Origin of the sequence: Pseudomonas californiensis (assembly GCF_021147775.1) — a bacterium.
GTDB classification, from domain to species: domain Bacteria; phylum Pseudomonadota; class Gammaproteobacteria; order Pseudomonadales; family Pseudomonadaceae; genus Aquipseudomonas; species Aquipseudomonas californiensis.
In genome coordinates this window covers 27451-51245 of record NZ_JAGTPK010000013.1, presented here as the reverse complement: position 1 = coordinate 51245, position 23795 = coordinate 27451, and the positions used below count along the sequence as shown (strand labels likewise).

The 23795-nt window shown below is 57.8% G+C and carries 25 protein-coding genes and 1 pseudogene; 9 read left to right on the top strand and 17 right to left on the bottom strand.

Annotation, left to right across the window (positions count from 1 at the left end):
* Positions 1-25: 25 nt before the first annotated feature.
* Positions 26-472, top strand: coding sequence for a helix-turn-helix domain-containing protein (locus KDX37_RS14770; RefSeq protein WP_231653417.1), 447 nt, complete (start codon positions 26-28; stop codon positions 470-472).
* A gap of 200 nt (positions 473-672) precedes the next feature.
* Here KDX37_RS14770 and KDX37_RS14765 read toward each other — a convergent pair whose 3' ends face one another.
* Positions 673-2511, bottom strand: a complete 1839-nt coding sequence (locus KDX37_RS14765) for a bifunctional diguanylate cyclase/phosphodiesterase (RefSeq protein ID WP_231653416.1) — start codon at positions 2509-2511, stop codon at positions 673-675.
* A gap of 218 nt (positions 2512-2729) precedes the next feature.
* Positions 2730-3656 carry a LysR family transcriptional regulator gene (locus KDX37_RS14760; RefSeq protein WP_231653415.1) on the bottom strand — a complete coding sequence of 309 codons (927 nt, stop codon included), beginning with the start codon at positions 3654-3656 and terminating at the stop codon, positions 2730-2732.
* A 114-nt stretch (positions 3657-3770) separates the two neighbouring features.
* Between KDX37_RS14760 and KDX37_RS14755 the strand changes: the two genes are divergently transcribed.
* The gene (locus KDX37_RS14755) at positions 3771-4622 is read left to right on the top strand and encodes a pirin family protein (protein WP_231653414.1); all 852 of its coding nucleotides are present in this window, start codon (positions 3771-3773) and stop codon (positions 4620-4622) included.
* A 105-nt stretch (positions 4623-4727) separates the two neighbouring features.
* Here KDX37_RS14755 and KDX37_RS14750 read toward each other — a convergent pair whose 3' ends face one another.
* The 7 genes from KDX37_RS14750 to KDX37_RS14720 all read right to left on the bottom strand — a co-directional run bounded on the left by KDX37_RS14750 (position 4728) and on the right by KDX37_RS14720 (position 12050).
* Positions 4728-6257 carry a sodium:solute symporter family protein gene (locus KDX37_RS14750; protein WP_231653413.1) on the bottom strand — a complete coding sequence of 510 codons (1530 nt, stop codon included), beginning with the start codon at positions 6255-6257 and terminating at the stop codon, positions 4728-4730.
* Entirely contained in the window at positions 6254-6514 is a 261-nt protein-coding gene (locus KDX37_RS14745) for a hypothetical protein (protein ID WP_231653412.1), read from the bottom strand. Before KDX37_RS14745 ends, KDX37_RS14750 begins: the two co-directional genes overlap by 4 nt.
* Positions 6515-6651: 137 nt before the next feature.
* Complete coding sequence (locus tag KDX37_RS14740) at positions 6652-7587, bottom strand: choline kinase family protein (RefSeq protein WP_231653411.1); 936 nt, start codon at positions 7585-7587, stop codon at positions 6652-6654.
* Positions 7584-8540, bottom strand: a complete 957-nt coding sequence (locus tag KDX37_RS14735; protein ID WP_231653410.1) for a phosphotransferase family protein — start codon at positions 8538-8540, stop codon at positions 7584-7586. Before KDX37_RS14735 ends, KDX37_RS14740 begins: the two co-directional genes overlap by 4 nt.
* Positions 8541-8549: 9 nt before the next feature.
* On the bottom strand, positions 8550-9830 hold the full coding sequence (locus KDX37_RS14730) for a Zn-dependent hydrolase (protein ID WP_231653409.1): 1281 nt from the start codon (positions 9828-9830) through the stop codon (positions 8550-8552).
* Complete coding sequence (locus KDX37_RS14725; RefSeq protein WP_231653518.1) at positions 9808-10614, bottom strand: DeoR/GlpR family DNA-binding transcription regulator; 807 nt, start codon at positions 10612-10614, stop codon at positions 9808-9810. The genes KDX37_RS14730 and KDX37_RS14725 overlap by 23 nt, the downstream gene beginning before the upstream one ends.
* 32 nt (positions 10615-10646) lie before the next feature.
* Positions 10647-12050, bottom strand: coding sequence for an amidase (locus KDX37_RS14720; RefSeq protein WP_231653408.1), 1404 nt, complete (start codon positions 12048-12050; stop codon positions 10647-10649).
* Positions 12051-12092: 42 nt separating this feature from the next.
* Here KDX37_RS14720 and KDX37_RS14715 point away from each other — a divergent pair, with 42 nt between their 5' ends.
* Together KDX37_RS14715 and KDX37_RS14710 are read left to right on the top strand one after the other, a co-directional pair.
* The gene (locus KDX37_RS14715) at positions 12093-12368 is read left to right on the top strand and encodes a hypothetical protein (protein ID WP_231653407.1); all 276 of its coding nucleotides are present in this window, start codon (positions 12093-12095) and stop codon (positions 12366-12368) included.
* A 100-nt stretch (positions 12369-12468) separates the two neighbouring features.
* Positions 12469-13887: a sugar porter family MFS transporter gene (locus KDX37_RS14710; RefSeq protein WP_231653406.1), complete on the top strand. Its 1419-nt coding sequence runs from the start codon at positions 12469-12471 to the stop codon at positions 13885-13887.
* A gap of 65 nt (positions 13888-13952) precedes the next feature.
* On the opposite strand, the gene KDX37_RS14705 is transcribed toward KDX37_RS14710, so the two are convergent.
* Positions 13953-14738: an SDR family NAD(P)-dependent oxidoreductase gene (locus KDX37_RS14705; protein WP_231653405.1), complete on the bottom strand. Its 786-nt coding sequence runs from the start codon at positions 14736-14738 to the stop codon at positions 13953-13955.
* Between the two features lie 251 nt (positions 14739-14989).
* Between KDX37_RS14705 and KDX37_RS14700 the strand changes: the two genes are divergently transcribed.
* On the top strand, positions 14990-15427 hold the full coding sequence (locus KDX37_RS14700; RefSeq protein WP_231653404.1) for a winged helix-turn-helix transcriptional regulator: 438 nt from the start codon (positions 14990-14992) through the stop codon (positions 15425-15427).
* Positions 15428-15492: 65 nt separating this feature from the next.
* Here the strand turns inward: KDX37_RS14700 and KDX37_RS14695 are convergent, their stop codons facing one another.
* On the bottom strand, positions 15493-15933 hold the full coding sequence (locus KDX37_RS14695; RefSeq protein WP_231653403.1) for a hypothetical protein: 441 nt from the start codon (positions 15931-15933) through the stop codon (positions 15493-15495).
* Between the two features lie 256 nt (positions 15934-16189).
* On the opposite strand from KDX37_RS14695, the gene KDX37_RS14690 reads away from it, so the two are divergent.
* The 3 genes from KDX37_RS14690 to KDX37_RS14680 all read left to right on the top strand — a co-directional run bounded on the left by KDX37_RS14690 (position 16190) and on the right by KDX37_RS14680 (position 17934).
* Positions 16190-16696, top strand: coding sequence for a nucleotidyltransferase family protein (locus KDX37_RS14690; protein WP_231653517.1), 507 nt, complete (start codon positions 16190-16192; stop codon positions 16694-16696).
* 282 nt (positions 16697-16978) lie between these two features.
* Positions 16979-17479 carry a type VI secretion system amidase effector protein Tae4 gene (locus tag KDX37_RS14685; RefSeq protein WP_231653402.1) on the top strand — a complete coding sequence of 167 codons (501 nt, stop codon included), beginning with the start codon at positions 16979-16981 and terminating at the stop codon, positions 17477-17479.
* A complete protein-coding gene (locus tag KDX37_RS14680) occupies positions 17479-17934 on the top strand; it encodes a type VI secretion system amidase immunity protein Tai4 (protein ID WP_231653401.1) in 456 nt (151 codons plus the stop codon). Before KDX37_RS14685 ends, KDX37_RS14680 begins: the two co-directional genes overlap by 1 nt.
* Positions 17935-17949: 15 nt before the next feature.
* Here KDX37_RS14680 and KDX37_RS14675 read toward each other — a convergent pair whose 3' ends face one another.
* Positions 17950-18903 carry a DMT family transporter gene (locus KDX37_RS14675; RefSeq protein WP_231653400.1) on the bottom strand — a complete coding sequence of 318 codons (954 nt, stop codon included), beginning with the start codon at positions 18901-18903 and terminating at the stop codon, positions 17950-17952.
* A 90-nt stretch (positions 18904-18993) separates the two neighbouring features.
* On the opposite strand from KDX37_RS14675, the gene KDX37_RS14670 reads away from it, so the two are divergent.
* Entirely contained in the window at positions 18994-19911 is a 918-nt protein-coding gene (locus KDX37_RS14670) for a LysR family transcriptional regulator (protein WP_231653399.1), read from the top strand.
* Positions 19912-20057: 146 nt separating this feature from the next.
* Here the strand turns inward: KDX37_RS14670 and KDX37_RS14665 are convergent, their stop codons facing one another.
* The 5 genes and pseudogenes from KDX37_RS14665 to KDX37_RS14645 form a co-directional block, all read right to left on the bottom strand.
* A complete protein-coding gene (locus KDX37_RS14665; protein WP_231653398.1) occupies positions 20058-21350 on the bottom strand; it encodes a PQQ-dependent sugar dehydrogenase in 1293 nt (430 codons plus the stop codon).
* Positions 21347-21775 carry a DUF2231 domain-containing protein gene (locus KDX37_RS14660; protein WP_231653397.1) on the bottom strand — a complete coding sequence of 143 codons (429 nt, stop codon included), beginning with the start codon at positions 21773-21775 and terminating at the stop codon, positions 21347-21349. Before KDX37_RS14660 ends, KDX37_RS14665 begins: the two co-directional genes overlap by 4 nt.
* 251 nt (positions 21776-22026) lie before the next feature.
* Complete coding sequence (locus KDX37_RS14655) at positions 22027-22257, bottom strand: zinc ribbon domain-containing protein (protein WP_231653396.1); 231 nt, start codon at positions 22255-22257, stop codon at positions 22027-22029.
* Between the two features lie 134 nt (positions 22258-22391).
* The gene (locus KDX37_RS14650) at positions 22392-23402 is read right to left on the bottom strand and encodes a GlxA family transcriptional regulator (RefSeq protein ID WP_231653395.1); all 1011 of its coding nucleotides are present in this window, start codon (positions 23400-23402) and stop codon (positions 22392-22394) included.
* A gap of 112 nt (positions 23403-23514) precedes the next feature.
* Positions 23515-23765: pseudogene (locus KDX37_RS14645) on the bottom strand (DUF1348 family protein); the annotation flags it as partial.
* Positions 23766-23795 lie beyond the last annotated feature (30 nt).

Here is a 23795-nt window from a genome sequence, read left to right as displayed (position 1 = left end):
CAGGAGCTGTTACGAGGCACATGAGATGATAAAGATGGGTTTACGGCTTAAAAAAGAACGCTTACGGCTCAAGCTTTCGCAGAGCGCACTGGGTGCCATAGGTGGCGTTGAGATCAATACACAGAGCAACTACGAAAACGGTACTCGCTCACCCAAGGCGGATTACCTGTCACTTATTGCACGCGCTGGCGTTGACATCACATACGTCATTACAGGGTTCAGCATGGACCGTGCAAGGCCCGTGGTCAGCGCGCCGTACCCTGAGGTTCATGAGCATTTGAACCACGTCATTACCCGCCTCCACGAAAGCCTGCATGACGTTACCCAGAATCTCTACCACGTGACGCGCGTCGTGGAAGAACTCTCGAACGATCAGTTGGACAAGTCGCAACTGGAAACTATCAAAGCCGATGCGGAAGCGATTACCGTAGCAACGGTGCGCCTCATTTACATGACTCCTGGCGTTAGGTGAGTTATTCAATATCCTGTTACAAATATTCATACATTATTGATCGTGGACTCACCGCTGAATTAACTGATTGTGTTGAGCCGACCGACTATATTTATCCCAGGCACTCGATATGCAGGCGTCAATAAACAATCATATTCATATCGCTGCTAACGCCATTCAGTTGGCAATCCATCAGGGATAGAGTTTTTACTCAGTTACTTTCAGCCGAATCTGTAAGTATTGCGCCCTTTGCGTTTGGCTTCATACATGGCGGCGTCTGCGCGTTTGAGCAGATGTTCAGAGGACTCGGCCTGCGCCCGCGAACCCAGTGCGATGCCGATGCTGACGCCAATGCGAACCGTCGCGGCAGGCAGTTTGAAAGGCTGACTGAGCGAGGCACAGATATCAACCGCTATCCGGGCACAGGTTTCTTCCGATTGCATGCCAGCAATTACCGCGACGAACTCGTCACCCGCCAACCGACTGACGAAATCCTGCTGCCGCAGCGTATGGGTCAACCTTGCCGCCACTTGCTTGAGCAGGTCGTCACCGGCGTCATGACCATGTTGATCATTAACCGTTTTGAAACCATCAAGGTCCATGAACAACACAGCTATCGTATCGGGCGTCGCGTCTGCAGGCTGAATGTCTCTCTGCAGCAGTTCGAGCAGCGAGCGTCTGTTGGGAAGACCTGTCAGCGTGTCGAGCATGGCCTTGTCGTGCAAGGCGCGTTCGACGTGACGGGCTTCAGTCACGTCCTGTGACATCACAAAGAACCCGACGACCTTGCCTTCACGAATGTCAGGAATATAAGTCGCACGCCACAGGCGACCCTGGTCCGGGTTGTAGCAGACATCGGCGCATTGGGAGCGCTCGCCATTGAGTGCCCGGGTGAAACAGGGCTCCAGATGAGCGAACAGGTCGGGGCGTAAGGTCTCACGGATGCTCTTGCCTTTCAGGTACTCGGGCGTAACGCCAAAGATCTGCGTGTAAACCGCGTTGTTGAACAGGTAACGAAGGTTCAGGTCGACCTGGGCGATCAATATCGGAAGGTTGTCAGCAATGATCTGCAGGGTTTCCCGGCTCCGGTGCAACTCTTGCGTCCTTTGCGTAACGCGCCGCTCAAGCTCCTCTTGATGGCTGAGCAAAATGCCCTCCGTGCGTTTACGAATTGTGATATCCAGAACCACCGCAATAAAGTGCAGAGGCTGTCCTTCGTTGTCCCTGAGCAGGGAAACAGAGAGCTCCACCCACATGAAAGATCCATCATGGCGCCAGTAGCGCTTTTCCAGAATACCGCTGTCGCGCCGGTTATCGACAAGCTCGGCAGTCAGCGACAGGAAGATGTCGATGTCTGCCGGATGGGTGACGTCGGCGACAGTTTTAGCCAGCAGCTCCTGCTCGGTGAAGCCGGTGATCTCGCACAGTTTGGCGTTGACCTCCATGAAGCGCCCGGTCAGGTCGATGATCGCGTTGCCCGTTGGCGTCTGTCGGAACACAGCCGCAAACCGCGCCTCGCTCAAGGTCCGTGCCTGTCGTTCGACGCTGAAGACATCACGCCCCTGCAAGAAGGTTGCTCTTTGCAGCAATTCACGCTCCACAATGCCGGCGAGGTCTTTCAACGTGCCTATGGCATCGGCGCTGAGCGTCCTCGGGACGGTATCAATGGCGCACAACGTGCCAAGAGCCAGACCCTCCGAAGAACGCAACGGTACGCCTGCATAGAAACGAATCCCGGGGCTACCCAGCACCAGTGGGCTGTCACAAAAGCGCGGGTCTTCTTTTGCATCCTCAACGATCAACAGGTCCGGAACGTGAAGAGCGTGTGCACAGAACGCCAGATCCCTGGAAGTTTCACTGGCATCCAGGCCGACATTGGACTTGAACCACTGACGATCCGCGTCAATCAGTGACACCAGAGCGATCGGCACGCCGAGTAATTGCGATACCACACGTGTGATGCGGTCGAAGACAGCTTCGGGCGCGGTGTCCAGCACTTTCAGGTTGTGCAGCAGACGCAGACGCGCTTCTTCGTTCTCGGGTTTGACAGGTTTCAACATGGGGACATCCCGGTTCCCGGCGTGGAGGTTTGATGCGACGGTACAGTGTTTCTGAATGTCTCTGCAGGGTAGCCCGCACTACGCAATATTTCTCTCGCGACACTTGGCCCGACAGCCCATTGTCACCCAGACCTCTCCGCATTTTTGCAGGGCGCGATCCGTTTTTTGGGCCCGCCCAGAAAAGCCAAGTTCAAGCCGATAGACGTCGGGCAAGTCAACTATCCAGTAACGGTCCGTACTTGGCAGGAAATGCCTTCACGCTGAGCTTTTTCGGTCACCATCCCGATGAAAGCCGACACTGCCAGCGGCAGATGCTGGCGACTGGGGTACAGCACATGCACGCCATGACTGCGCCGCTGGAATTGCGGCAACACAGGTACCAGGAGCCCCTGCTCAACGTCAGCCTCGATGAGACGTGCGGGCAGCAGCGTGATGCCAAGACCCGCAAGAGCGGCCTTGCGGATGGCCTGCGCAATGTTGGCGTTGAAGCGGCTGGGAAGCTGCACTTCATGCTCAACGCCATCAGGCCCTGACAGTCGCCATCCGGTAAGGCCACTGGGGTGCCCTACGCTCACACAGAAATGGCCCATCATGTCGTTGAGCGATTTGGGTACGCCGTGGGTTGCCAGATAGCCAGGGCTGGCGACCATACCCTCGGCACTGGGTTCGATAAGTTGCCGCCCGACGTAGCCGGAATCCTGCAAAGGGCCACCCCTGAAGGCGATGTCCAGGCGATCGGCAATCAGGTCAGCCTGCGCATCACTGAGCACGAATTCCAATTGCACTTTGGGATAGGCAGCCAGAAAGTCTGCGACCCACTCCATGGGGAAGAAGCTGAAAAAGTCCGCCATGGCAGCAACTCGTATACGGCCGCTGGGCTCGCCGCTGCCTGAGACGACTTGTTCTCCGGCATCAATCAAGCCATCCACCGCGCTCACGCAGCGTTCAAAGAACGCCTCACCAGGCAGGGTCAATACCAGCTTGCGCGTGGAACGCTGCAACAATCGCGTACCCAGTTGCTGCTCCAGCTGCTTGACGCGACGGCTGACCGTATTGGACGGCATGCCCAATCGCCTCGCGGCATGCGCAAAGCTTCCTTCGCGCACCACCTGCACGAACAACGCCACATCATTAAGATCAATCACTCAGGCAAATTCCTGTCTTTTATGGACGAGTTCATTCCAACTATACCAACTAATAAACCAATCGAGAGGCGCATATGCTTCGGACACAGGCATCAACTTCCGGAGCGCAGCACCATGAACAGCACCCTCGCAACTCCGCTACGCACGCAAGCCCGCACCATTATTCACCGCACCCGTGGTAACAGCCATGGACCGATTACCCGCCTGATGAGCCCTGGCGATCTGGGCCAGCGATTGAAACCTTTCGTATTTCTCGACCTTGTGGACCTGCAGCCAAAGCCTGGTCAACTGGAGTTCGGCATGCACCCGCACTCAGGGATCGCAACACTGACGTATCTGATCGAAGGCCAGACAACTTACGAAGACACCACGGGGAAATCTGGCGTGTTGCCAGCCGGTGGCGTGGAATGGATGAGCGCTGGCAACGGCGTATGGCATGACGGCGGACCGGTCGATGGCTCGCCCATTAAAGGCTTCCAACTCTGGGTCGCGCTGCCGCCCTCGCAGGAAAATGCGCCGCCGTACAGCGTCTATCTGGAGCCGTTACAGATCCCTGAAGAAGGGCCAGCCACGGTATTGCTGGGGCGCTACGGCGCGGCCCGGAGCAGCATTCCCGCGCCGAATGGCATGAACTACCTGGCGGTACGGTTGAAGGATGGCGAACGCTGGCGCTACACCCCACCTGCTGGTCATGCCGTAGGCTGGATAGCTGTCAATGAGGGCCAGGTCGAGGCAGGCGGGCTGGTCACCACGGGCGAACTGGCGGTGTTTGAGGAGTCGGATCGCTCCATCGACTTTTTGGCAAAAGGCACTACCTCGTTCGTCCTGGGCTCGGCCGTCAAACACCCTCATGACCTGGTCATGGGTTACTACTCGGTCCACACCAGCAAGCAAGCGCTGGCCAAGGGCGAACAGGAAATCCAGCGCATCGCTGCCGGGCTGCGACAGGAAGGCCGTCTGCGCTGAGGCATTCGACGCCGTCGCGGCGTCACGACCTGCCTGACCGGGGTTGCCAGTGGCCAACTACCAACTGCATGAAAGACGGTGCGCCCGCTTCGGGCGCAACCCATATCAGTTCATGGCAGGCATCGCACCCAGCGAGTGACGTTGAGGGGCGGCCATGGCGAACAGTTCGTCCACCCGCTTCACTTCCGCCGGGCTGGGTTTGATCACGATGGCGCACGTGACAAAAATACCGGCATTGAATATCAGACCGATGATGCCACTGGTCAACGATCCCAACGCCGGGATGTCGTCCGGGTACATCGTGGTCAGCACAATGGCGATCAGGATACCGACCAGCATCCCTGCAATCGCCCCTTGCTTGTTGCCACGGCGACTGAAGATGCCGAAAAACAGCGGTACCGCCAGCTGAATGATGCCTTGATAGGAAATCTGCGCCAGCAGTTGCAGGCGGGCGTAATCGAAGGTCAGGTAGGCCAATAGAGAGGCTGCGGCAATGAATATCACCATGCCGACCTTGGCCAGCACCGTCTTCTGACGATCGCTGCGTGGCGTGTTCCAGGTGGCAAGGTCATTGGCGAACTGAGTCCCGCAAACCTGAACACAACCGTCGACGTGACCGATACTGGCTGCCAGCACGATGACGATGGCCAACGCCAGCAACCAGGACCCGCCGATGTCAAACAACGACAGGAACCAGCCATGCTGTGGATGCGCGGCGACGTTCGGGTCCTGGCTGATCGCCGCCGCAAACAGCATCAGAATTCCGTAAAACCCGCCTACCAACAGAATGGTCAGCAATGTGCCCTTCTTGACCGAGCGCACGCCGCTGGCGGTGTAGATGCGCTGGAAACTCATCGGCCAGCACATGGAGCCGATAACGCCGGTAAAGATCAGGCTGAACATGTACATCGGACCGTAAGTACTGCCCGCGCCGCCAGGAATCACCAGCATGCTGCCCGGCAACTGCGACAGGTTGGAAAAAGCGGCCTGATCACCGAACAACAGGAAGATGCAGAGCGCCGCACACAGCACATAGGCGATCAAGCCCTGATACATATCGGTCATGATCAGTCCGCGCATGCCCATGCTCACCGTCCAGTATTGACGGATCAGTACCACAGCAACGCCGACGAACAGGCAGGTGGTTACACCCCAGCGACCAAAGCTGGCGAACTGGAACAGCGTTGCCAGTGCCTGGATGCCCATCACCACCCACGGGAACACCGAGATGATGCCGATGATCGAAGCGATTCGTTTGACCGCAGGGCTATTGAAGCGCATGCCCAGCAGATCAGGCTGAGTGGTCAGGTTGAAGCGTTTGCCCCAGGTCCATGCCCGGTTGGCCATCAAGTACATTGCCGTCACGCCCAGCGTGGCGTAAACCATGCCGTAGAAGCCCAGCGCGCCACCGACCGACAAGGCAAAGAATGCAGTGAAGGTCGCGCCGGGCCACCACGAGTTGGTGTAACACATGGCGATGAACCACGGGCCGTATGAGCGACCGCCTACCGCGTAGTCGGCAAAACTGTCGCTTCTGCGATTTGTCGCATACAGCACGCCAATCATGCCGGCCAGAAACACACCAATCAGACCGAACGTGATGTACAGGTCGGAGCCCACCAGAGTACTGATCATTGCGCACCTCCTTCTTCAGGAATCTCACCCAGCGCGGACTCGACCACATACAGCACCCACAACCCCAGGCCCATGAGCACCGAGATCAGAATCCAGTAAAAGATCGGCAGCGCAATACCCAGAACGATCAGCGTGCTGCCGCTCACCTGAAGGTAGAACGGCGGGAACAGCGCCATCATCAGCAACGCAAAGAAGTACAGGCCAAAAACCAGGCTTTTCAGGCGCCCGGTGGGTGTGATAGACGCAATGGTATTCATGGGATGCTCCTTGAATTCAGGGTCTGGCAAAAGGGGGCCGGATAAAACTCAAGCAGTGAAAGGAACATGCGGTTGCCCGCTATTTTCTTGTTGTGTGGTGCCAGGTCGGACCGTGTCCGAGCCTCTGCAAAAGGAACTCAGGCCTGACGCAGCCAGGTTTCCCATTGCGAGTCATTGATGATGCTGCGCGCCCGCATGTGCTTCCAGGCGCCGTACTTGTAGAAGTCGAAATCCAGATGTGAGACGGCATGCTGGACCATGGCCCAGGTCGACCACTTGAGATCAGCCAGTGCCTTGTTCAGTTTGATTCGCGCGACGGTCTGAGCGGTAACCTGACCGAAATAGTCTTCGATCAACGCCAGCTCCATGTCGTCGGTGAAGAACATTTCGCCGAACCACAGCGCAAGTTCGTAGTGCCGGTCGTTGTTGGAGGCGTATTCGAAATCCACCAGGCGAACGTCGCGCTGCGCGTTGAGCATGAAGTTGCCTGCCAGGGTGTCATTCATGCACGGCGCCAGATCGATACCCGAAGCCTGTAACGCGTCCCTTGCCCGCTGATACTGCAGGCATAACCAACTATCGTCCTGGGGTTTCAAGCCCTTGAGTTCGGCGACCTGACGCTGGTGCTCGGCGATCATGTCGAACACCGTCTTGGTCTGGTTCAGCAACGGCTGCTCATTGAACGCCCTGAGCCCACGCAAGGCGCTGTGGCGTATGTCACGTTGCAGAAAATCGTGATTGGACGAGGCTCGCCAGCCCTCCATGAACTCGAAAACCTCAACACCCAAGGGTTCGAGAAAGGCGAATACCGGAGCACCATAACCGGTCTGTGCAGCCTTGACGCTGGCTTCGTGAGCGGTCCGCCGGTCTATGAACATCTCGGTGCCGGCACCCGGCACCTTGAAAAAGTACGCGGTATCAGCACCCTCCACTTCGACTCGCCAGTTGGTATTGGAGATGCCGCCACTCACGGGTTCATAGCCAATACGCAGCCCTCGCCAATGTTCGATGCTGGTGACAGCGGCCTCAAGCTGCTGCTCTTGCGCGGTGACGGATTGCCCGAGTGTTTTCATGCCCTTCCCCTCTCAACCTGCCGCAGCCAGCTTTCCAGTCGCGGGTCCTGAACGCCCTGTCGACAGCGCAACAACGTCCACTGTCCCACCTTGGAAAACTCCAATTGCCGGGCCGATGTCGTTCCCGTCCACAGGCCCCACAACGTCCAGTACCAGTCATCAATCAACGCATACAGACGGCATACGGCGTAGTCTTCTTCCCGGCACTCGCCCGCCCAGGCCGCAATCCCTTCGCGCCATTGCCCTTCAAAGGAAAAGAGCTCGTTAAGGGTTACCGCCACGTCATACCAGGGGTCCATGCAGCCGCCATGGTCAAAGTCGATCAAGCGCAGATCGCCATCGACCGAGACCATCACATTGCTGGCCGCGCCATCGCCATGCACCGGGACCTGATGCACCGAACGCGGCTGCAATGCCTGCCACGCCATCTCGACACAGCGCTCGATCCAGAGATGTTCGGCAGGCAGCGCAACGTTATCGCGCAGGCACAGCTCACGCAGGTGATGAATATCGCGCAAGGGCGAGCGGGCAAAATCAGGGACCGGCCCGGCGTGGACTTGCCGCTTGAGCGCCCACAACGCCTCTAGGCCAGAGGGCGTCAGCAGATCGTCAAGGTGCGCGCTGCGCCACTGAGCGGCAGGCAGCGCATTGAAAATCAGCACGCGATTGCTGCGATCGACATGACGCACATGCGGCGCGGCGTCCGACTGGCCAGCGCATTCACTGGCGCAAGCAGCACGCTCGAAGTCCACCACCTCCAGCATGTCGACGTGCAGTACCTTGGCGTACCAACTGCCCTCATTGCCGGTCACGTGAAAACCTGCCCATTCGGTCGCCAGCCTCGATGGCGACGCGATGCCTGCGGCGCCCTCTTCAATCTTGAGATCGACTCCAAGCCCGGCGGCACTCAACGAGTCCAGCAGACGTGCAATCGCGTTTTCCGAATGCGGCATGGTCAACCCTCAGCGAAAGGAATCAGGTGAGTTGCAGGCCCGATACAACAGCGCCGTCAACATGCGCAAGCCGTTGCGCATGTCCTGGTCGCTGGTGTACTCGGCCTCGTTATGGGAGATGCCATTGCTGCTGGGGATGAACAACAGACACACCGGGCAATGACCGTTCATGCTGATGGCATCATGACCCGCCACCGTTTCACTGTCGGCAAGCGGCAACCCCAGCTCCTTACCGACACGATGGGCCAGTTCGGCAAAACCTTGATGCAGGCTGGAGGCCGGTCGCAACACGCTGCTTTCCACCTCGAAACCGGTCATGGTTCGGTCGGCGATGGCACGCAGTGTGGCATCCAGCCGTTCACCCGCTTCTTGCAGCAGGCCCACATCGCGAGCCCGGTATTCAATCAGCAGTGAAACCCTGGCAGGTACGACGTTCGGCGAGTTGGGGTAGATTTCCAGCCGCCCCACCGAGCTGTGCATCTGCAAACCATGCTGGTCAGCCTCAGCGCGCACCGCCGTGATAGCGTGAGCAGCGGCCAGCAACGCATCCCGGCGCGCGGCCATGGGCGTAGGTCCGGTGTGGTTCTGCTCACCATCAAACCGGACCCGCCGCTTCAGTGCCGCCCAGGTCTCCCTCACCACCCCGATTGCCAGTTGCCTGCTCTCCAGACCGATGCCCTGCTCGACGTGGATCTCCACGTACCCTGCAATGTTCAGATCGACACGGCCTTCGCCCAGGTAACCGATAGCGTGCAGAGCATCCTTTAGCCGAATACCATTGCTGTCACGGCTTTCCCAGGCGTTGTCCAGGCTCAGCGAGCCAGTGAATACGCCGCTGCCGATCAGGCTCGGTTGAAAGCGGGCACCTTCCTCGTTTGTCCAGTTGACCACCGCCAGGTTGCAGGCCGGCGTTTCACCGCGAGCGCGCAGTTGCCGTGCAAGGCTTGCTACCGAGACTGCACCGGCGAGCACACCGTAAACCCCATCGAAACGACCGGCGCTGGGCTGACTGTCCAGGTGCGAGCCACATAGCAGATAAGGCGCCGCCGGATCGAACGTGATCAGACCGAACATATTGCCGACCGCATCGACATGTACCTCAAAGCCGTGGTCCGTCAGCCAGTCACGAAACAGGTCACGTACCTGGCCGTCCTCGACGGACGCTGCCAGACGATGCAAACCGCCGGCAGGTGTTGCACCGATGGCCGAGCTGCGCCTGAAGAGCGTCTCGAACGCAGCGACATCATCAGCGCTCGGCTCGATCAGTTCAGGGGTGAAGGATGTCGACATGGCTTTTCTCCAGGCGGCTCGCAAACTCGTCGGATAACGGTCGATTGGTGACCAGATGGGTAATCGCGCTGAACGGCAACGTATTGATGAACGTGCGGTGGCCAAACTTGCCATCGTCAGCCAGGATCACACTGCGCACGCAGTGGCGAACCAGCGTCCGGCGCAGCATGGCTTCAGGCTCCTGATAGTCCATGAGCCCCAGTTCCACATCGATGCCGCCGATGCCCATGAACGCAATGTCGTAATGAAACTGCCGAGCGAAATCCAGGGTATGAGGCCCTATCAGCGCATTGTCGGTACGCCTGACATCACCGGGCGCAACCAGCACCTGGTTCTCGCTCTGGTGCGATATCAACTGCGCGATGTCTAGCGAATTGGTGATGATTTTCAACTGGCTGAACGATGTCAGCTGTTGCGCCAATGCCAGCGTGGAAGTACCTGTATCGAGAAAGATCGCCATGCCCTCGGTGACGAGTTGCACCGCCGTGGAAGCAATACTCGACTTGGCCCGCGGCTTGAGCCGACTGCGCTCCTGCAACGGTAATTCTTCATTGGCCCTGGGCAGAATCGCGCCGCCATGAATTCGCCTCAGCCGCCCTTCTTCCTCCAGATGCTTGAAGTCGCGGCGGATGGTTTCTTCGGAGACGAAGAGCAGTTGTGCCAGCTCCGATGCCTTGACGCGCTGCTGCTGCGTCAGCAGGCGCATGATTTCATCCAGACGAGGTTGATTGAGTGTAGGGGTAACCGTGCGCTGCAAAGTGAAGCCTCCAGAATGCCGATCCATCGACGGCTGTTCGCCAGACACGAGCAGCGTGTTCATTGCGCCAACATCGGTGGCAGGTGGTGATCCCACGGCGCGATGGCTTCGAATGCGGCGCAGAACTGCAGCACCTGAGCATCGGCGAAGCGCGGTCCGACGACTTGTAAACCCACAGGCAGACCCTTCGGGCTCCAGCCGCACGGCAGACTGGCCGCAGGGTTCCCGGTGATATTGAAAGGGTAGGTAAAAGGCGTCCAGCGTGCCCAGGGCACCGCGCCGTCTTGCCCGGCATACCCTTTGGGGGCTACGTCGTCGGCAGCAAACGGCAAGATTGGCAACGTGGGCATCACCAGCAAATCGTAGTCCTCAAAGACGCCATGGACCTTATTGGCGAATGCGGCTCGCTGCTGAAGGGCTTGCAGGTAATCACCCAGATCGTAATCGGCAGAACGCCTGATCAGTTCCGCAAAACCGGGATCGAGTTGGTCCATCTGCTGCGCCAGAGCCTTGCCATACGCGATGCCACGCCCAGCCACCCACAGAGTTTCGAACGTTGGCAACGGGTCGCGCCAGTCGAGCGTCAGTCTGTCGACGTCGACTGGCAAGGTACTGGCCATGCGTTCAACAGCAGCCTCCACCAAAGTCGCGATAACGGGATCGACGGGGGTTTCAAACAGCGTCGCACAGTAGCCGACGCGCAATCGGCTCAACGGCCGGTCGCAGCGCGCCAGAAAAGATTCGTCAGGCGCGGGCAAAGCCTGATGGTCGAGCGGATCAGGCCCCGAGAGAATGTCGAACAGCAAGGCACTGTCGCGCACCGTGCGGGTGATCGGTCCGGCATGGCTAAGCGTTTCAGTCGCAGACCATGGCCAGGTAGGGATCCGCCCCAGAGAACCCTTGAGCGCGAACAGGCCGCAGAACGCCCCGGGAATTCGCACTGAACCACCGCCGTCGGAGCCCAGCGTAGCCGGAACCATGCGCGCCGCTACGGCAATCGCCGAACCGGAACTGGAGCCGCCGCTGGTGAGTGCAGGGTCCCAGGGGTTGCGCCCATTGCCAAAGACCCGCGAGGTACTGGCACCGGTCCAGCCAAATTCGGTGGTCGCGGTCTTACCCAGAATGATCGCCCCGGCGTCCTTCAGGCGACGAATGATCGGGGCATCCTGCGCGGGCACGTTGTCCAGCCCGGTCAGCGACCCTCGCGTGGTGCGCAGACCGGCCGTTGAAAACAGGTCCTTGATGCCAAACGGCACACCATGCAAAGGACCGCGCCATTCTCCACGCTGCGCCTCTTCTGTCAGGAGTCGAGCCTGATCAAGGGCTGCATCAGCGTAGACATCACCAAAAGCGTTCAATGTGGGATTGTGGAGTTCAATCGCCGAAAGGCAACTTTCCACCAGGTGCGCAGGAGTCAGGCTACCGTCGCGCAGGTGGGCAGCAGCCTCCGTCACCGAGGGCATGGAAAACCTTTCTGACTCAATCAAATTCGATACTCCAGCAAGATGAAGCGTTTGAACCGGATGTCAGCGCATTACATTCAGCAACAGTTGACGCGTCAAGTGGGTTTTGTTGGATATTTTGGTTTTGTGGCTTTTAATTTTGTAACGGCACTGATGCAGGGCTTAAAACCGCATAAAACACACACACTGCCCAGTTCCGGTGCGTTGCAAACCAGCGTTTTTGTAACCACGGCACAGGTTTCAGGAGGCTTGTGGCGCATTGATGCTCCCGAACGGGATAACCAGCAGGCGTCATCACCTGTTTCGGACACGAGCTGAAACGATTTTTCCAGAACAGGGAACTCACACGGCACAGACACCCCTAAGCCTCACATCTGTACCGGCGCAACGCCGGTCCCACGTGAAGGATTTGGTTTTCATGTCTTCAGGCATCACTTCAACGGCGGCTGATCTGGGCCGTCAACACGCATCACCAGGTCGACTGGTTTTCATCTCAGTGCTGGTGGCAACCATGGGCGCCCTCGCCTTCGGTTATGACACGGGCATCATCGCGGGTGCATTGCCCTTCATGACATTGCCTGCCGATCAGGGCGGGCTGGGGCTGAATGCGTTCAGTGAAGGCCTCGTCACCGCATCATTGATTGTGGGTGCGGCGTTTGGATCGCTTGCCAGCGGCTATATTTCGGACCGATATGGCCGACGGGTGACGCTGCGCCTCCTGTCAGTATTGTTCATCCTGGGCGCGCTGGGCACCGCCACAGCCCCGTCCATTTCATTCATGATCGCTGCGCGCTTTCTGCTGGGCATCGCGGTGGGCGGCGGGTCGGCGATCGTGCCTGTGTTCATTGCCGAAATAGCGGGCCCCTCACGTCGTGCCAGGCTGGTCAGCCGCAACGAATTGATGATTGTCAGCGGCCAGTTGCTGGCATATGTGCTGAGCGCCGTGCTTGCCGCGCTGCTGCACACACCGGGCATCTGGCGTTACATGCTGGCCATCGCCATGGTGCCGGGCGTCTTGCTGCTGGTCGGGACTTTCTTTGTACCCGCGTCGCCACGCTGGCTGGCCTCCAAAGGCCGATTCGACGAAGCTCAGGAAGTGCTTGAGCAATTGCGTGACGACAAGGCCGACGCCAAGCGTGAAGTCGACGAGATGAAAGCGCAGGACCAGCAGGCGCGCAAGCGTCCACCCATCAAAGAATTACTGCGTCAGAGCTGGATCATCAAACTTCTGTTGATCGGCATCGGGCTGGGCTTTACAGCACAGTTCACGGGCGTCAACGCCTTCATGTATTACACCCCCATCATTCTCAAGAACACCGGCATGGGCACCAATGCAGCGCTGACTGCCACCATCGGCAATGGCGTTGTGTCGGTCATTGCGACCCTGTTGGGCATTTGGGCAATCGGTCGGTACGGCCGCCGGCACTTGCTGATGACAGGCTTGGTCATGGTCATTCTGATGCAGGCAGCGCTGGGTTGCGTATTGCAATTCATGCCGCAAAACCTGACGCAAAGCTATGCCGCCCTCGCCTGCATCCTGGTGTTTCTGCTGTTCATGCAAATGTGCATTTCACCGGTTTACTGGTTGCTGATGTCGGAGCTGTTCCCGATGCAGGTCCGTGGACTGCTGACCGGTACCGCGGTGTCGATGCAATGGCTGTTCAACGCATCGGTAGCGTTTGCTTTTCCTATCGCTGTCGACACGATCGGTAACCCGACCTTCTTTGTGTTTGCAGCCATTAACGTCGGCTCGTTGCTGTTCGTGTTCTTCTGCCTGCCGGAAACCAAAGGCAAGTCGCTCGAACAGATAGAAAAACACATGAAAAGGGAGCTGTGATACTTCGGGTCAGCAGGACGCGCTGTTTCAAATAAAGCGCATCGTGCTGAATCAAGCGAGGCGCATCAGCCGTTCATCACCCGGGAGATGATCGCCTGGTGCAGCCAGCGTGGCGTAGCCCACATGAAGGCCACATTGACCTTGTTCAGGAAGCCCGGCACCACGCTGATCCGTCCGGCCTCAAGCGCTTTGATACCGGTACGCACCACGGGCGCCGGCTGCATCATCAGCAGCTTCAAGCCCGGAGTAAGCGTCTGCCTGGCAGCTGTTGCAAACCCGGTGTCGCTCATTCCAGGGCACAGCGTGGTCACGATAACGCCATGCGCCTTGAACTCACGGTGCAAGGCTTCACCCAAACGCAATACATAGGCCTTGGCCGCCGAATACACCGCGAAATTTTCCACGCCCTGGTAAGCCAGCATGCTCGCAACGTGCAGGATCCTGCCTCGCTTGCGTTGTTTCATGTCCCGCCCGAACAGATAGGTCATGGCGGTCAGGCTTGCGATATCCAGCTGGATCATCGCCAGTGCATCGTCCAATCGGGTGTCCAGTAACGCGCCTTGCAGTCCATGGCCGGCGTTATTGATCAGAATATCGATTGCGATACCACGACGCGCAAGATCAGCATGAAGCTCGATAACTGCGTTGTTGTCCGACAGGTCGACGCTTTCGACAACAACGTCCACGCCGAACTGTTGTTGCAACGCGGCAGCCACTACCTGAAGACGTTCCAGTCTTCGGGCAACGAGCACCAACGGATGGCCCAATTGCGCGTACTGCTTTGCAAACCCTTCACCAAAGCCACTGGAGGCACCCGTGACGAGAACCCATTTATCGTTTTGTTTACTCACTGGAATGCACCCTGGTTCACGCAATCGAATCACAAAGAAAACTGAGCGCTGACCCGGCACGCTCATTGAGCGCTTCGATGCCGGCCTTTCACGTGCTGCGGGTCAACGAACAGCACCAACCTGTCGAGCCAATGCTCATCCGACGGTCACCAACGTTCGGTCCGCCTGCCTTTTTGCCCCATACTCGGCGCTGGACTGCCTGTGGCAAGCAGGCTACTATCAAAACAGTACTTAGTCGATATCGAAACGATATGAACAAAGAATTATTTTCAGGCTGTGTTTGCCCGATCGAACGGACGCTTGAGTCGGTGGGCGACCAGTGGAGCATTCTGATCCTGCGGGATGCGCACGCTGGCATCCGTCGTTTTGACGCGTTCAGAAAGAGCCTGGGCATAGCCCCGACCATGCTGACCAAGCGCCTGGCGACGCTCACCGAGGCGGGGCTGCTGGAAAAACAACGTTACTCCGAGCGCCCGCCGCGCGACGAATATGTGCTTACAGAGGCCGGCAGTGATTTTCTGCCCGTGCTGTTCATGCTTGGCGGCTGGGGACTCAAACACCGGGTTGGCGGCAAGCTTGCGCGTTTTTTCGACGCGCAAAACGGCACCGAAATCGATGCAGTGGCGATCGACAAGGTCACGGGAAGCCCGATCGGGTCGCGTGAAATCCGTCTCGTCATGCCCGACTGAACAGGCAAGCGGCGGTATCGACAGTCTTGGTGGATTCGGATAAAGACAGCTGATGTCGGTAGTGACTATGGAACATCAACGCCCAGCCGTGATGCCTCTTGGCCAATATCTACCATACGCCCGGATTTGAATGGCACAGGGGTCGACAACAACAGTTTGCCTACTTCGTCCGGGTTGTCTGACGGTATCAGCAGCACTTTCAGGCTGAGCGGATCGATCACGCCCCAATTCGCAAGATCCTGACAACCACTTCCGCCACATACAGCCTGGAAAACAATGAGCGGCTTCCCCAGTCGACCCGCCATGCAGTCACCGCCAATGAAGTCGATATCGTTGAAGTTCAACTGAGTGGTGCGCTCGCCGCGAACCACTTTCAGGACCGTGTCCAGCGGTGCCTTTTCCAGAACTTCAATCCGGACCTGAGCACCTGCACAGTCGAACACCTGTGGAGCGGCCAACGCGGGTGTCGCCATGAACATCATGAAAAACATGCGCGAATACGTCATGGAATAATCAGCTCAAATACAGTTGGTTCGAAAACGACGGGAACATCAGACCACATCAGTCTGGTCGTCCGCTTAAGGCTGCTCAAGGCCAGTGTCTGTGCAGTCGACAGGGTACTTGATTCTAATGTTAAGCACTTTACTGAACGCGGTATGTGGCACTAACGTACGACACGAACTCCACACCCTTGCTTGAGCTCAGCCCTTGACGGATTACCTCGACCAGCTAAAAACCCTGATAGCTTGCGACCGTGAGCGAATGCGTATTCTTCGACTGGTCAGGGAGGTCAATCTCCCGGATTGCTGGGTTGCGGCCGGGTTTGTCCGCAGTCTGGTATGGGATCGAAAGCACGCCCGGACTCACTCACCGCTGCCGCCCGACATCGACGTTATCTGGTTCGATAAGTCCCAAGCTTCACCAGAGATTGATGCCAGGATCGAAACGCGCTTACAGCAACTGGACCCCACTTTGACCTGGTCGGTAAAGAACCAGGCACGCATGCATGTTCGCAATTCAGATCAGCCCTATACCTCGGCGGTTGATGCGATGAGGTTCTGGCCAGAAACCGCAACAGCTATCGCTGCCAGACTGTCCATGGACGACATCCTGGAGGTGGTGGCGCCTTTGGGACCCGATGATCTTTTCAATCTCATCGTTCGGCCAACCCCACGATTCGAAACAGAAAAAAGATTGATTTACCTGAGACGCCTGAGCGAGAAAAACTGGAAGGCGACATGGCCCAGGCTGAATATCGTTTTGGTATAACCCGATGCACAACTGGCCGCCGTGAAACTGTCTGCCCAGTGATCAGCGGAATCGAACTGACTCCTCAGGCCGTCCAGTCGCTCATGCTGAAACTCAGAATAGGCATGCATACCCGAAATGCTGACGGAAGCTTGCGCAGGATTCCCTTGGTGAAAGCTGTCAAAAATCAGCGTAGCTCGACCTCGGCACTGCAGTTGTCAGCACGCAAGTGCCACCATAGGCGCTTCGATAACAGCAAATTACAATGCGACACTCGATGACCATTCATATCAAGGACCCGACATGATTCGACCCTCGTTCTCCAGCGCATGGGCGGCCTCTCAAAGGATCTACAACACGCTCAATCCGTCTGAAAAAGTCGCAACGGTCATTGGCGGAAATGTCGCACTGAACATCAACAGTAGCGACCCGGATGTGAGATGGGTCAACACGTGCGCGGTTCGTATGAGCTACATCCTTAATTACTCTGGATCGCTTATACCGCGCGTGGTCGGACAAACTGTGTCAGGTGCCGACAAGCGTTGGTACTTCTATCGCGTCAAGAATCTGATCGCCTATCTGGAGCAACAGTGGGGTCGCGCGGAAATCGTGAATTACCCGGCTGCTGATGGTGGCCCTCTGGCTGGCAAGAAAGGGCTCATCTTGTTTGAAGTGTCTGGTTGGTCGGACGCCGCAGGGCACGCGACGTTATTCGATGGAAATGTCTGTTATGACCATTGTTACTTCAATGAGCCGGGCGCGACCTACAAGACCGATCGTGCCAACTTCTGGAGTTTGCCCTGATGAATTACACGGCAACGATACTGCTCGCGGCCTGCGCCGCCATGCCGGTGAGCAGTTGGGCCAAGGATGACGCGTCGACTTCACCGCAAGCCGGTGATCGCACGTACGCGCAGAACTATAAGGATATGGTGCTCGCAGGCTGCATCGCGACTGCCTACAAAAGCGAGCCCGACGCGGCAAAGGACGCTGGAAGCAGCGCCAGCGCGCTGATGGACTGGACTTCGTTCGATCTGGAAGAGGCACCACTGGCAGGCAAGCCTCTGATCGACAAGTATCTGGCCCGCGACTACCATAATCCGCTGGTTGAATCAGAGCGCAAGGGTGTGCGATTTGAGATGCTCAAGTGTCTGGACCTTTACCACAGCCAAGAGCTGGACAGTCAGGTCAAGCAGTTGGTCATTGACCCGGAGCACACTTACCGCCAGGACAATCCGCCACGTGTGAAAAAGGACTGATCCTGCCTCTGACGCTCAAGGATGTTTTGACTGCCTGGCGCTCACAACCTTTATAGCCAGCAAGGTACCTGCCAGCGTCACGCCCATGCCAAGCGCCTCATGCAGCATGGGCAAGCGCTTCTCGAACATAAGGCTCATGGCCGTCGCAAAAAGCGGTTCCAGTGCAATGAGCTGTCCGGATAACACCATGGGAAGTACGCGGGCGGCAGCATTCCATGCCCATGCGCCTACGACCGATGACAGTAACGCGATAACGATCGCCCACACATACACGCCTGGTGCGTCATAAACCGCAAGAATGTTCGCAGGTGCGCTGAAAAGCCCGGATACGTACCCGGCGGTGAACATCAATGTCATGCCCAGCGCACTTCCAATCATCATGAGTGCTGTCCAGACACCCATTGAACGGTGAGGCAGTTTGCCGATCCAGCGCTGGTTGGAAACGCTGAAGATCAACCATAATGCAACCGCTCCTGCCGCAAAGACGCCCCCGGCACTCAGGTTATCCGCGTCCCCAGCCGTCTTTTTGCCTGCGCCGACATTGATCAGCAACAATCCTGATAACAGCACCAGTAACGGCACTGCCAGTACTCTCCATCTGACACTTTTCGTTTTCGCGTTGCCGAGCAAGGCCAGCAAAACAGGTACGGTCGCTATCAAGGCGGGAGTCAGGACCGGGCCGCTCATCGCAACCCCGTAAGCGATGCAAATGGCGTAGCCGAAGTAACCGATGGCCCCCAAGGCCAGCCCCATCAACCGTTCGGGCCACTCTAATAGACCAAGCGCGTGAAGGTTGAGCACCAACCAGACGATACCGGTCAATCCGACCGCAGCAAACCTGACGCCCATGAAAGCCATCAGGCTGTAATCGCCCTTTACGTAAGGGACGATGAAGTTCGTTCCCCAGCACAACGCCGCAAGTACTGCAAAAGCGACACCTTTGATCAGCGGTTTTTTTGAACGGCACATAGTCACTCCGTAACGGGATATGCGCCATGGTGACCCTGGTGTACGTGTGGTAAAAACGAGATCTCGGCCGCCAATGCATAATCTGTCGTTATGAATCTGTTGGGTAAATCTTTGCCACCTCTTGCCTGCCTGCTGCCCTTCGAGGCCTCAGCGCGTCTCGAAAGCTTTACCCGCGCAGCGGACGAGTTACACCTGAGCCAGGCAGCTGTGAGCCGGCAGATCAGGGAGCTGGAGCGCCACCTTGGCGTGAAGCTGTTTGAACGACGTAACAGGGCCGTTTTTCTGACCGCCGAGGGATACCAATTGGCGCATGTCGTGCGCACTGCCTTGGGTCAGATAAGCTCGACGGCACAAGCGTTGCGAGACAACCGAAGCAAGCGTCCACTCGTCTTGCTCAGCCAACTGTGCGAGGCGTTTTACTGGCTGATGCCACGTCTGTCAGGCTTTCACCAGATGCATCCCGAGATCGAACTGCAAATAGTCACCACGACACAGCCCTTGTCGGAATTCGCTGAGCATTTCGATGTAGGGCTGCAAAGCAGCGGCAGAAACAGTGGAGTGAGCCAACTGGTCTTCACCGCCAGCGACGAGGTATTTCCGGTATGCAGCCCCGGCTACATGGCGGGACAGGACCTGATCGAAGTCTGGGAGCTACCACAGCATCGATTGCTGCATCACCGCGCCACGCCCCCGCATTTGATGGAGTGGGAGAGTTGGCTGGCTCACTTCGGCGTCACGCCAGCCTCTGAGGCACAGAGTCAGTCGTACAACAGCTACCCGATGATGCTTCAGGCGGCAGTCGAAGGGCACGGTATGGCGGTTGGCTGGGCTCGAACGGCTGGCGGACTGATCAGCAACGGGGAATTGATCCGCCCCTGCAAAGAAAGCGTCGTCTTGCCCCACGCGCTGTCTGTATTCAAACATCTAGCGTCTTCTGGCCATGCAGACGAGACAGAAGCATTGCTTGGATGGCTAAAGGCCGAGCTGTCGGATGAGCCTGTCAGTTAGCCGCCAACACGAGTGACCGCTGCACCGGATAGCAAACGCCCCATAACGCGACGATCCGTAGAGCATCGCGTTATGGGGCGTTGACCAGCAGAGGTGGTCAGAACCGCGAGGGAGAAAAAATCTTCCCGTGGCTCTGGCGAAACGATTTACTGGTTGCGCGTCACTCGCCAGACCGTGTTCGCAAGGTCATCCGCGATGATCAATGCGCCTTTCGGATCAACTGTCACGCCTACCGGCCGGCCACGCGTTTTACCATCGTCGCCGCGAAAGCCCGTTGCAAAATCCACGGGCTCACCCGCAGGACGACCATTGCTGAACGGCACGAAGATCACCTTGTAGCCGACTGGATTGTCGCGGTTCCAACTGCCGTGCTCACCCACGAAAACCCCATCAGCAAACTTGTCGCCCATCACCGGCATCGAGAAGTCGACGCCCAGCGCGGCAACGTGTGAACCGAGGCTGTAATCAGGCTTGATCGCGGCGGCGACCTTTTCCGGGTTCTGCGGCTGCGCGCGAGGATCGACGTTCTGGCCCCAGTAGCTGTAAGGCCAGCCGTAGAACTTGCCTTCCTGTACCGACGTCAGGTAATCCGGAACCAGATCCGGGCCCAACTCATCGCGTTCGTTGACCACCGCCCACACTTGCCCGGAGTCTGGCTGAATGGTCAGTGCCGTCGGGTTGCGGATACCGGTTGCGTAAGGCTTGTGCGCGCCCGTTTCGGCATCGATCTGCCAGACCATGGCACGGTCGATTTCGACCTCCATGCCGCGCTCGGTGACGTTACTGTTCGAGCCGATCCCCACATACAGCGAACGGCCGTCGGGACTGATCGCCAGAGACTTGGTCCAGTGGTGGTTGATCTCGGATGGCAAGTCAGTGACTTTGACAGGCGGGCTGCCGGCCTGGGTCTGACCATCCTGATAGTCGAAGCGAACCAGCGCGTCCTGGTTGGCGACATACAGTTTGCCGTCGGCAAAGGCCAGTCCGTAAGGCGCGTTGAGATTTTCCGCAAACACGGTTTTCATCTCATAGGTGCCATCGCCGTCAGCGTCGCGCAGCAGGGTCAGCCGGTTGCCACCTTTAACCTGAGTATTGCCTTTCGCCTTGATGAAACTGGCGATTACATCCTTGGGCTTGAGCTTGGCGGCGCTGCCTCCGCGGCCTTCTGCGACGAGAATGTCACCGTTGGGCAACACCAGCGTCTGACGCGGGATTCTCAGGTCAGTCGCGATGGCTGTCACGCTGAAGCCTTCCGGCACCTTCGGCTTCTGATCGCCCCACAAGGCGGGCTCGGCAATCTTCATGCTCGGCAACAGCCCACGTTGTGGTTCAGGCAGTTTAGGGTCGGGGCCACGTGCCTGGGTACTGTCTGCCTCTCCACCGCAAGCACTCAACAACAACGCCATACTCAGCGCACTCAATGCGTTCAACTGTTTCATTGGGCATCTCCCGAACGCAGGTTGGTAAGCCCGATCCAGGCGGCAACAAAGGCAAGCGCCGTCACGATCACCGACAGAATCAAACCTGACGGCATGACAGCCCAGGCATCCTTGGCATGCTCGAACGCGTTGACCAGTCCAAGCACCCACGTGATCAGCAAGAGCAGGAAATACAACACAGGACGTCCTGACTTGCGCTCTGCACGTATCAGATTAACCAGCGCGAACACTAACGCCAGACCGCAGAACACCAGACCACCGGCGATCAACCAGGCGGCAAAATTGCTCCACTGGATCTGAAAGGTCTTGAAGTAGGCAATGTCACTGAACAGACCGCCAAGAAACAGCGGAACGGTCCCTGCTAGAAAAATGGCGTGAAGCGGGCTTGGCGTGCTTCGGTAAACGGGATGGGTGGTAACGGTCACGGCGGCTCCTTATCGTTAGCGATCCTGGGACGTACGCAGTGCGAATCACTGGGTATCTCCGGATGGCGCTGACTGCGCTTAGGAAAGGATCGTGCCGTTGGTGCGTTAGTTCAGCGTAATGTTCCTGTCGAAATATTTTGCAAAGCTTCGCCAGAACAGTCGGTTTAGAGCGCTGTGCAGGTTTTGTCAGAAAAACTGAGCAGCGCCGGCAGCCCTGCCGTCAAACGCGCAGTGGCGCACCGGAGTGCTTTTCAGCGCAGGATCAATACCGCTGCAGTCGCAATAACGGCCACCACCCCAAACACCATGCGGGCTATCCAGGGCGCGGTGAGCCAGACACCCGTGGCACCGGCAATCTGACCAACATTTTTTTCGCTCAAATTGAAGCGCGATGGCTCCCGGAAGGGATTACCGCACTGCGGGCAGGCATACGCCTTGTCGGAGATTCGGGCAGAGCATTCTGGGCAATCGATAAGACTCATTGCACAACCTCGGTTTGACGGGAACGTCGGGTACACAAAAGACTGCGAAAACCGGATTTTGTTCTGGATCCTGCCCTCCCCGGAGCTTTTGCCTGACCGGAACGTGCGCGACTTGACAGTCTGCCGAAGCTTTGCTATCGAGCCGAACGTTTCTCCCGTGAAGGCCGGTAGCCGAAAAACGCGCTGTAGCATTTGCTGAAATGGCTGGGCGAGACAAACCCGCAGGCCACCAGCACTTCAACCTGGGACATCTCGGTGTGTTGCAGCAAACGGCGTGCCTCGGTGATACGCAATTCCAGGTAGTAACGTTGCGGTGTGGTGCCTAATTGCTCCTTGAACAGACGTTCGACCTGGCGGCGCGAGCGGCCCGCATAGACTGCAAGCTGTTCCATTTCCAACGGCTCTTCAAGGTTGGCATCCATGAGTTTGATGACCTCTCGCAAGGGCGCGCTCACACAGACATTGGGCGAAGCCTTGACCCGACGATATCGCGACTCTTCAAAGGAAAGAATGTCTTCGATACCTTCGACAAGCGCCTTGCCATGCAGGCCCTTGATCCACTCCAGCGCCATATGAAAAGCACCCGTCGGGCTGGAAGCGGTCAGACGGTCACGGTCGACAATGAATGCCTCGCTGGTAACTTGCGTGGCCCTGGAGATTTCTGCGAGCGCCGGGCGATGTTCGGGATGGATTGCACACCGGTAACCGTCGAGCAACCCGGCCGCCCCGAGAAACCACGCACCGTTCCACAGCCCGGCCAGCGCGACATCCTGCTCTGACGCGGCCTTGAGCAGGCCGATCAGAGGGTCATTTGCATTCAGCGCGGTCCGGTAACCGCCACAAATGACCAGCAGATCAAGCTCAGTCAGGGCCTCATGGCTGATACGCTCATCGGGCCTGATCACCAGCCCCAGATCACTCATGACTTCGCCCTCCTCCAGTCCGAACGTCCGGGAGGAAAACAGCCTGGGTCGCAACAGATTGGCCGTGACCAGCGTATCCAGCATTTGAGTAAAGGCAGGCAGGGAAAAATGTTCGAGCAGCAAGAAACCCGTCCGCGCCTGCTGCACAGGCTCAGGGTGTTCATCGTTCAGATAGCGAAGGTTCTTGCCCTTCATGCCTCCGCTGAATTGACGGCGCTGCATTATTGTCTTCCCGTGGCCATTAAGGGCTGGCAAGGCGCCAGTGTACCTCAGAGTATCAACGCCCTGGCCTGGACAACCCAGGATGATCGTCAGAACGACCTGACGGCCAGCCGTCGCTGAACCACCACAGCTCGTTGATCAGGCGGTAATCCAATTCTTTGCGCAACTTGTGCTCTATAAAGCGTCGGGCTTCTTCACGGTTGGTGACGAATCGGCACGATTATGCCATTGAGTATCGCTGGTATAGGCCTGAGCGACATTTTCAGGGCTACGGCTGTTCCAGCCATCTTCAGCAAGACGAACTTTCTCGACGGCAGACGCTTGGGTAAACGGTGGACGTCGCGGACGGGTGTGGACAGTCAGCGACACGGGATACCTCCAGACAACGTGAAT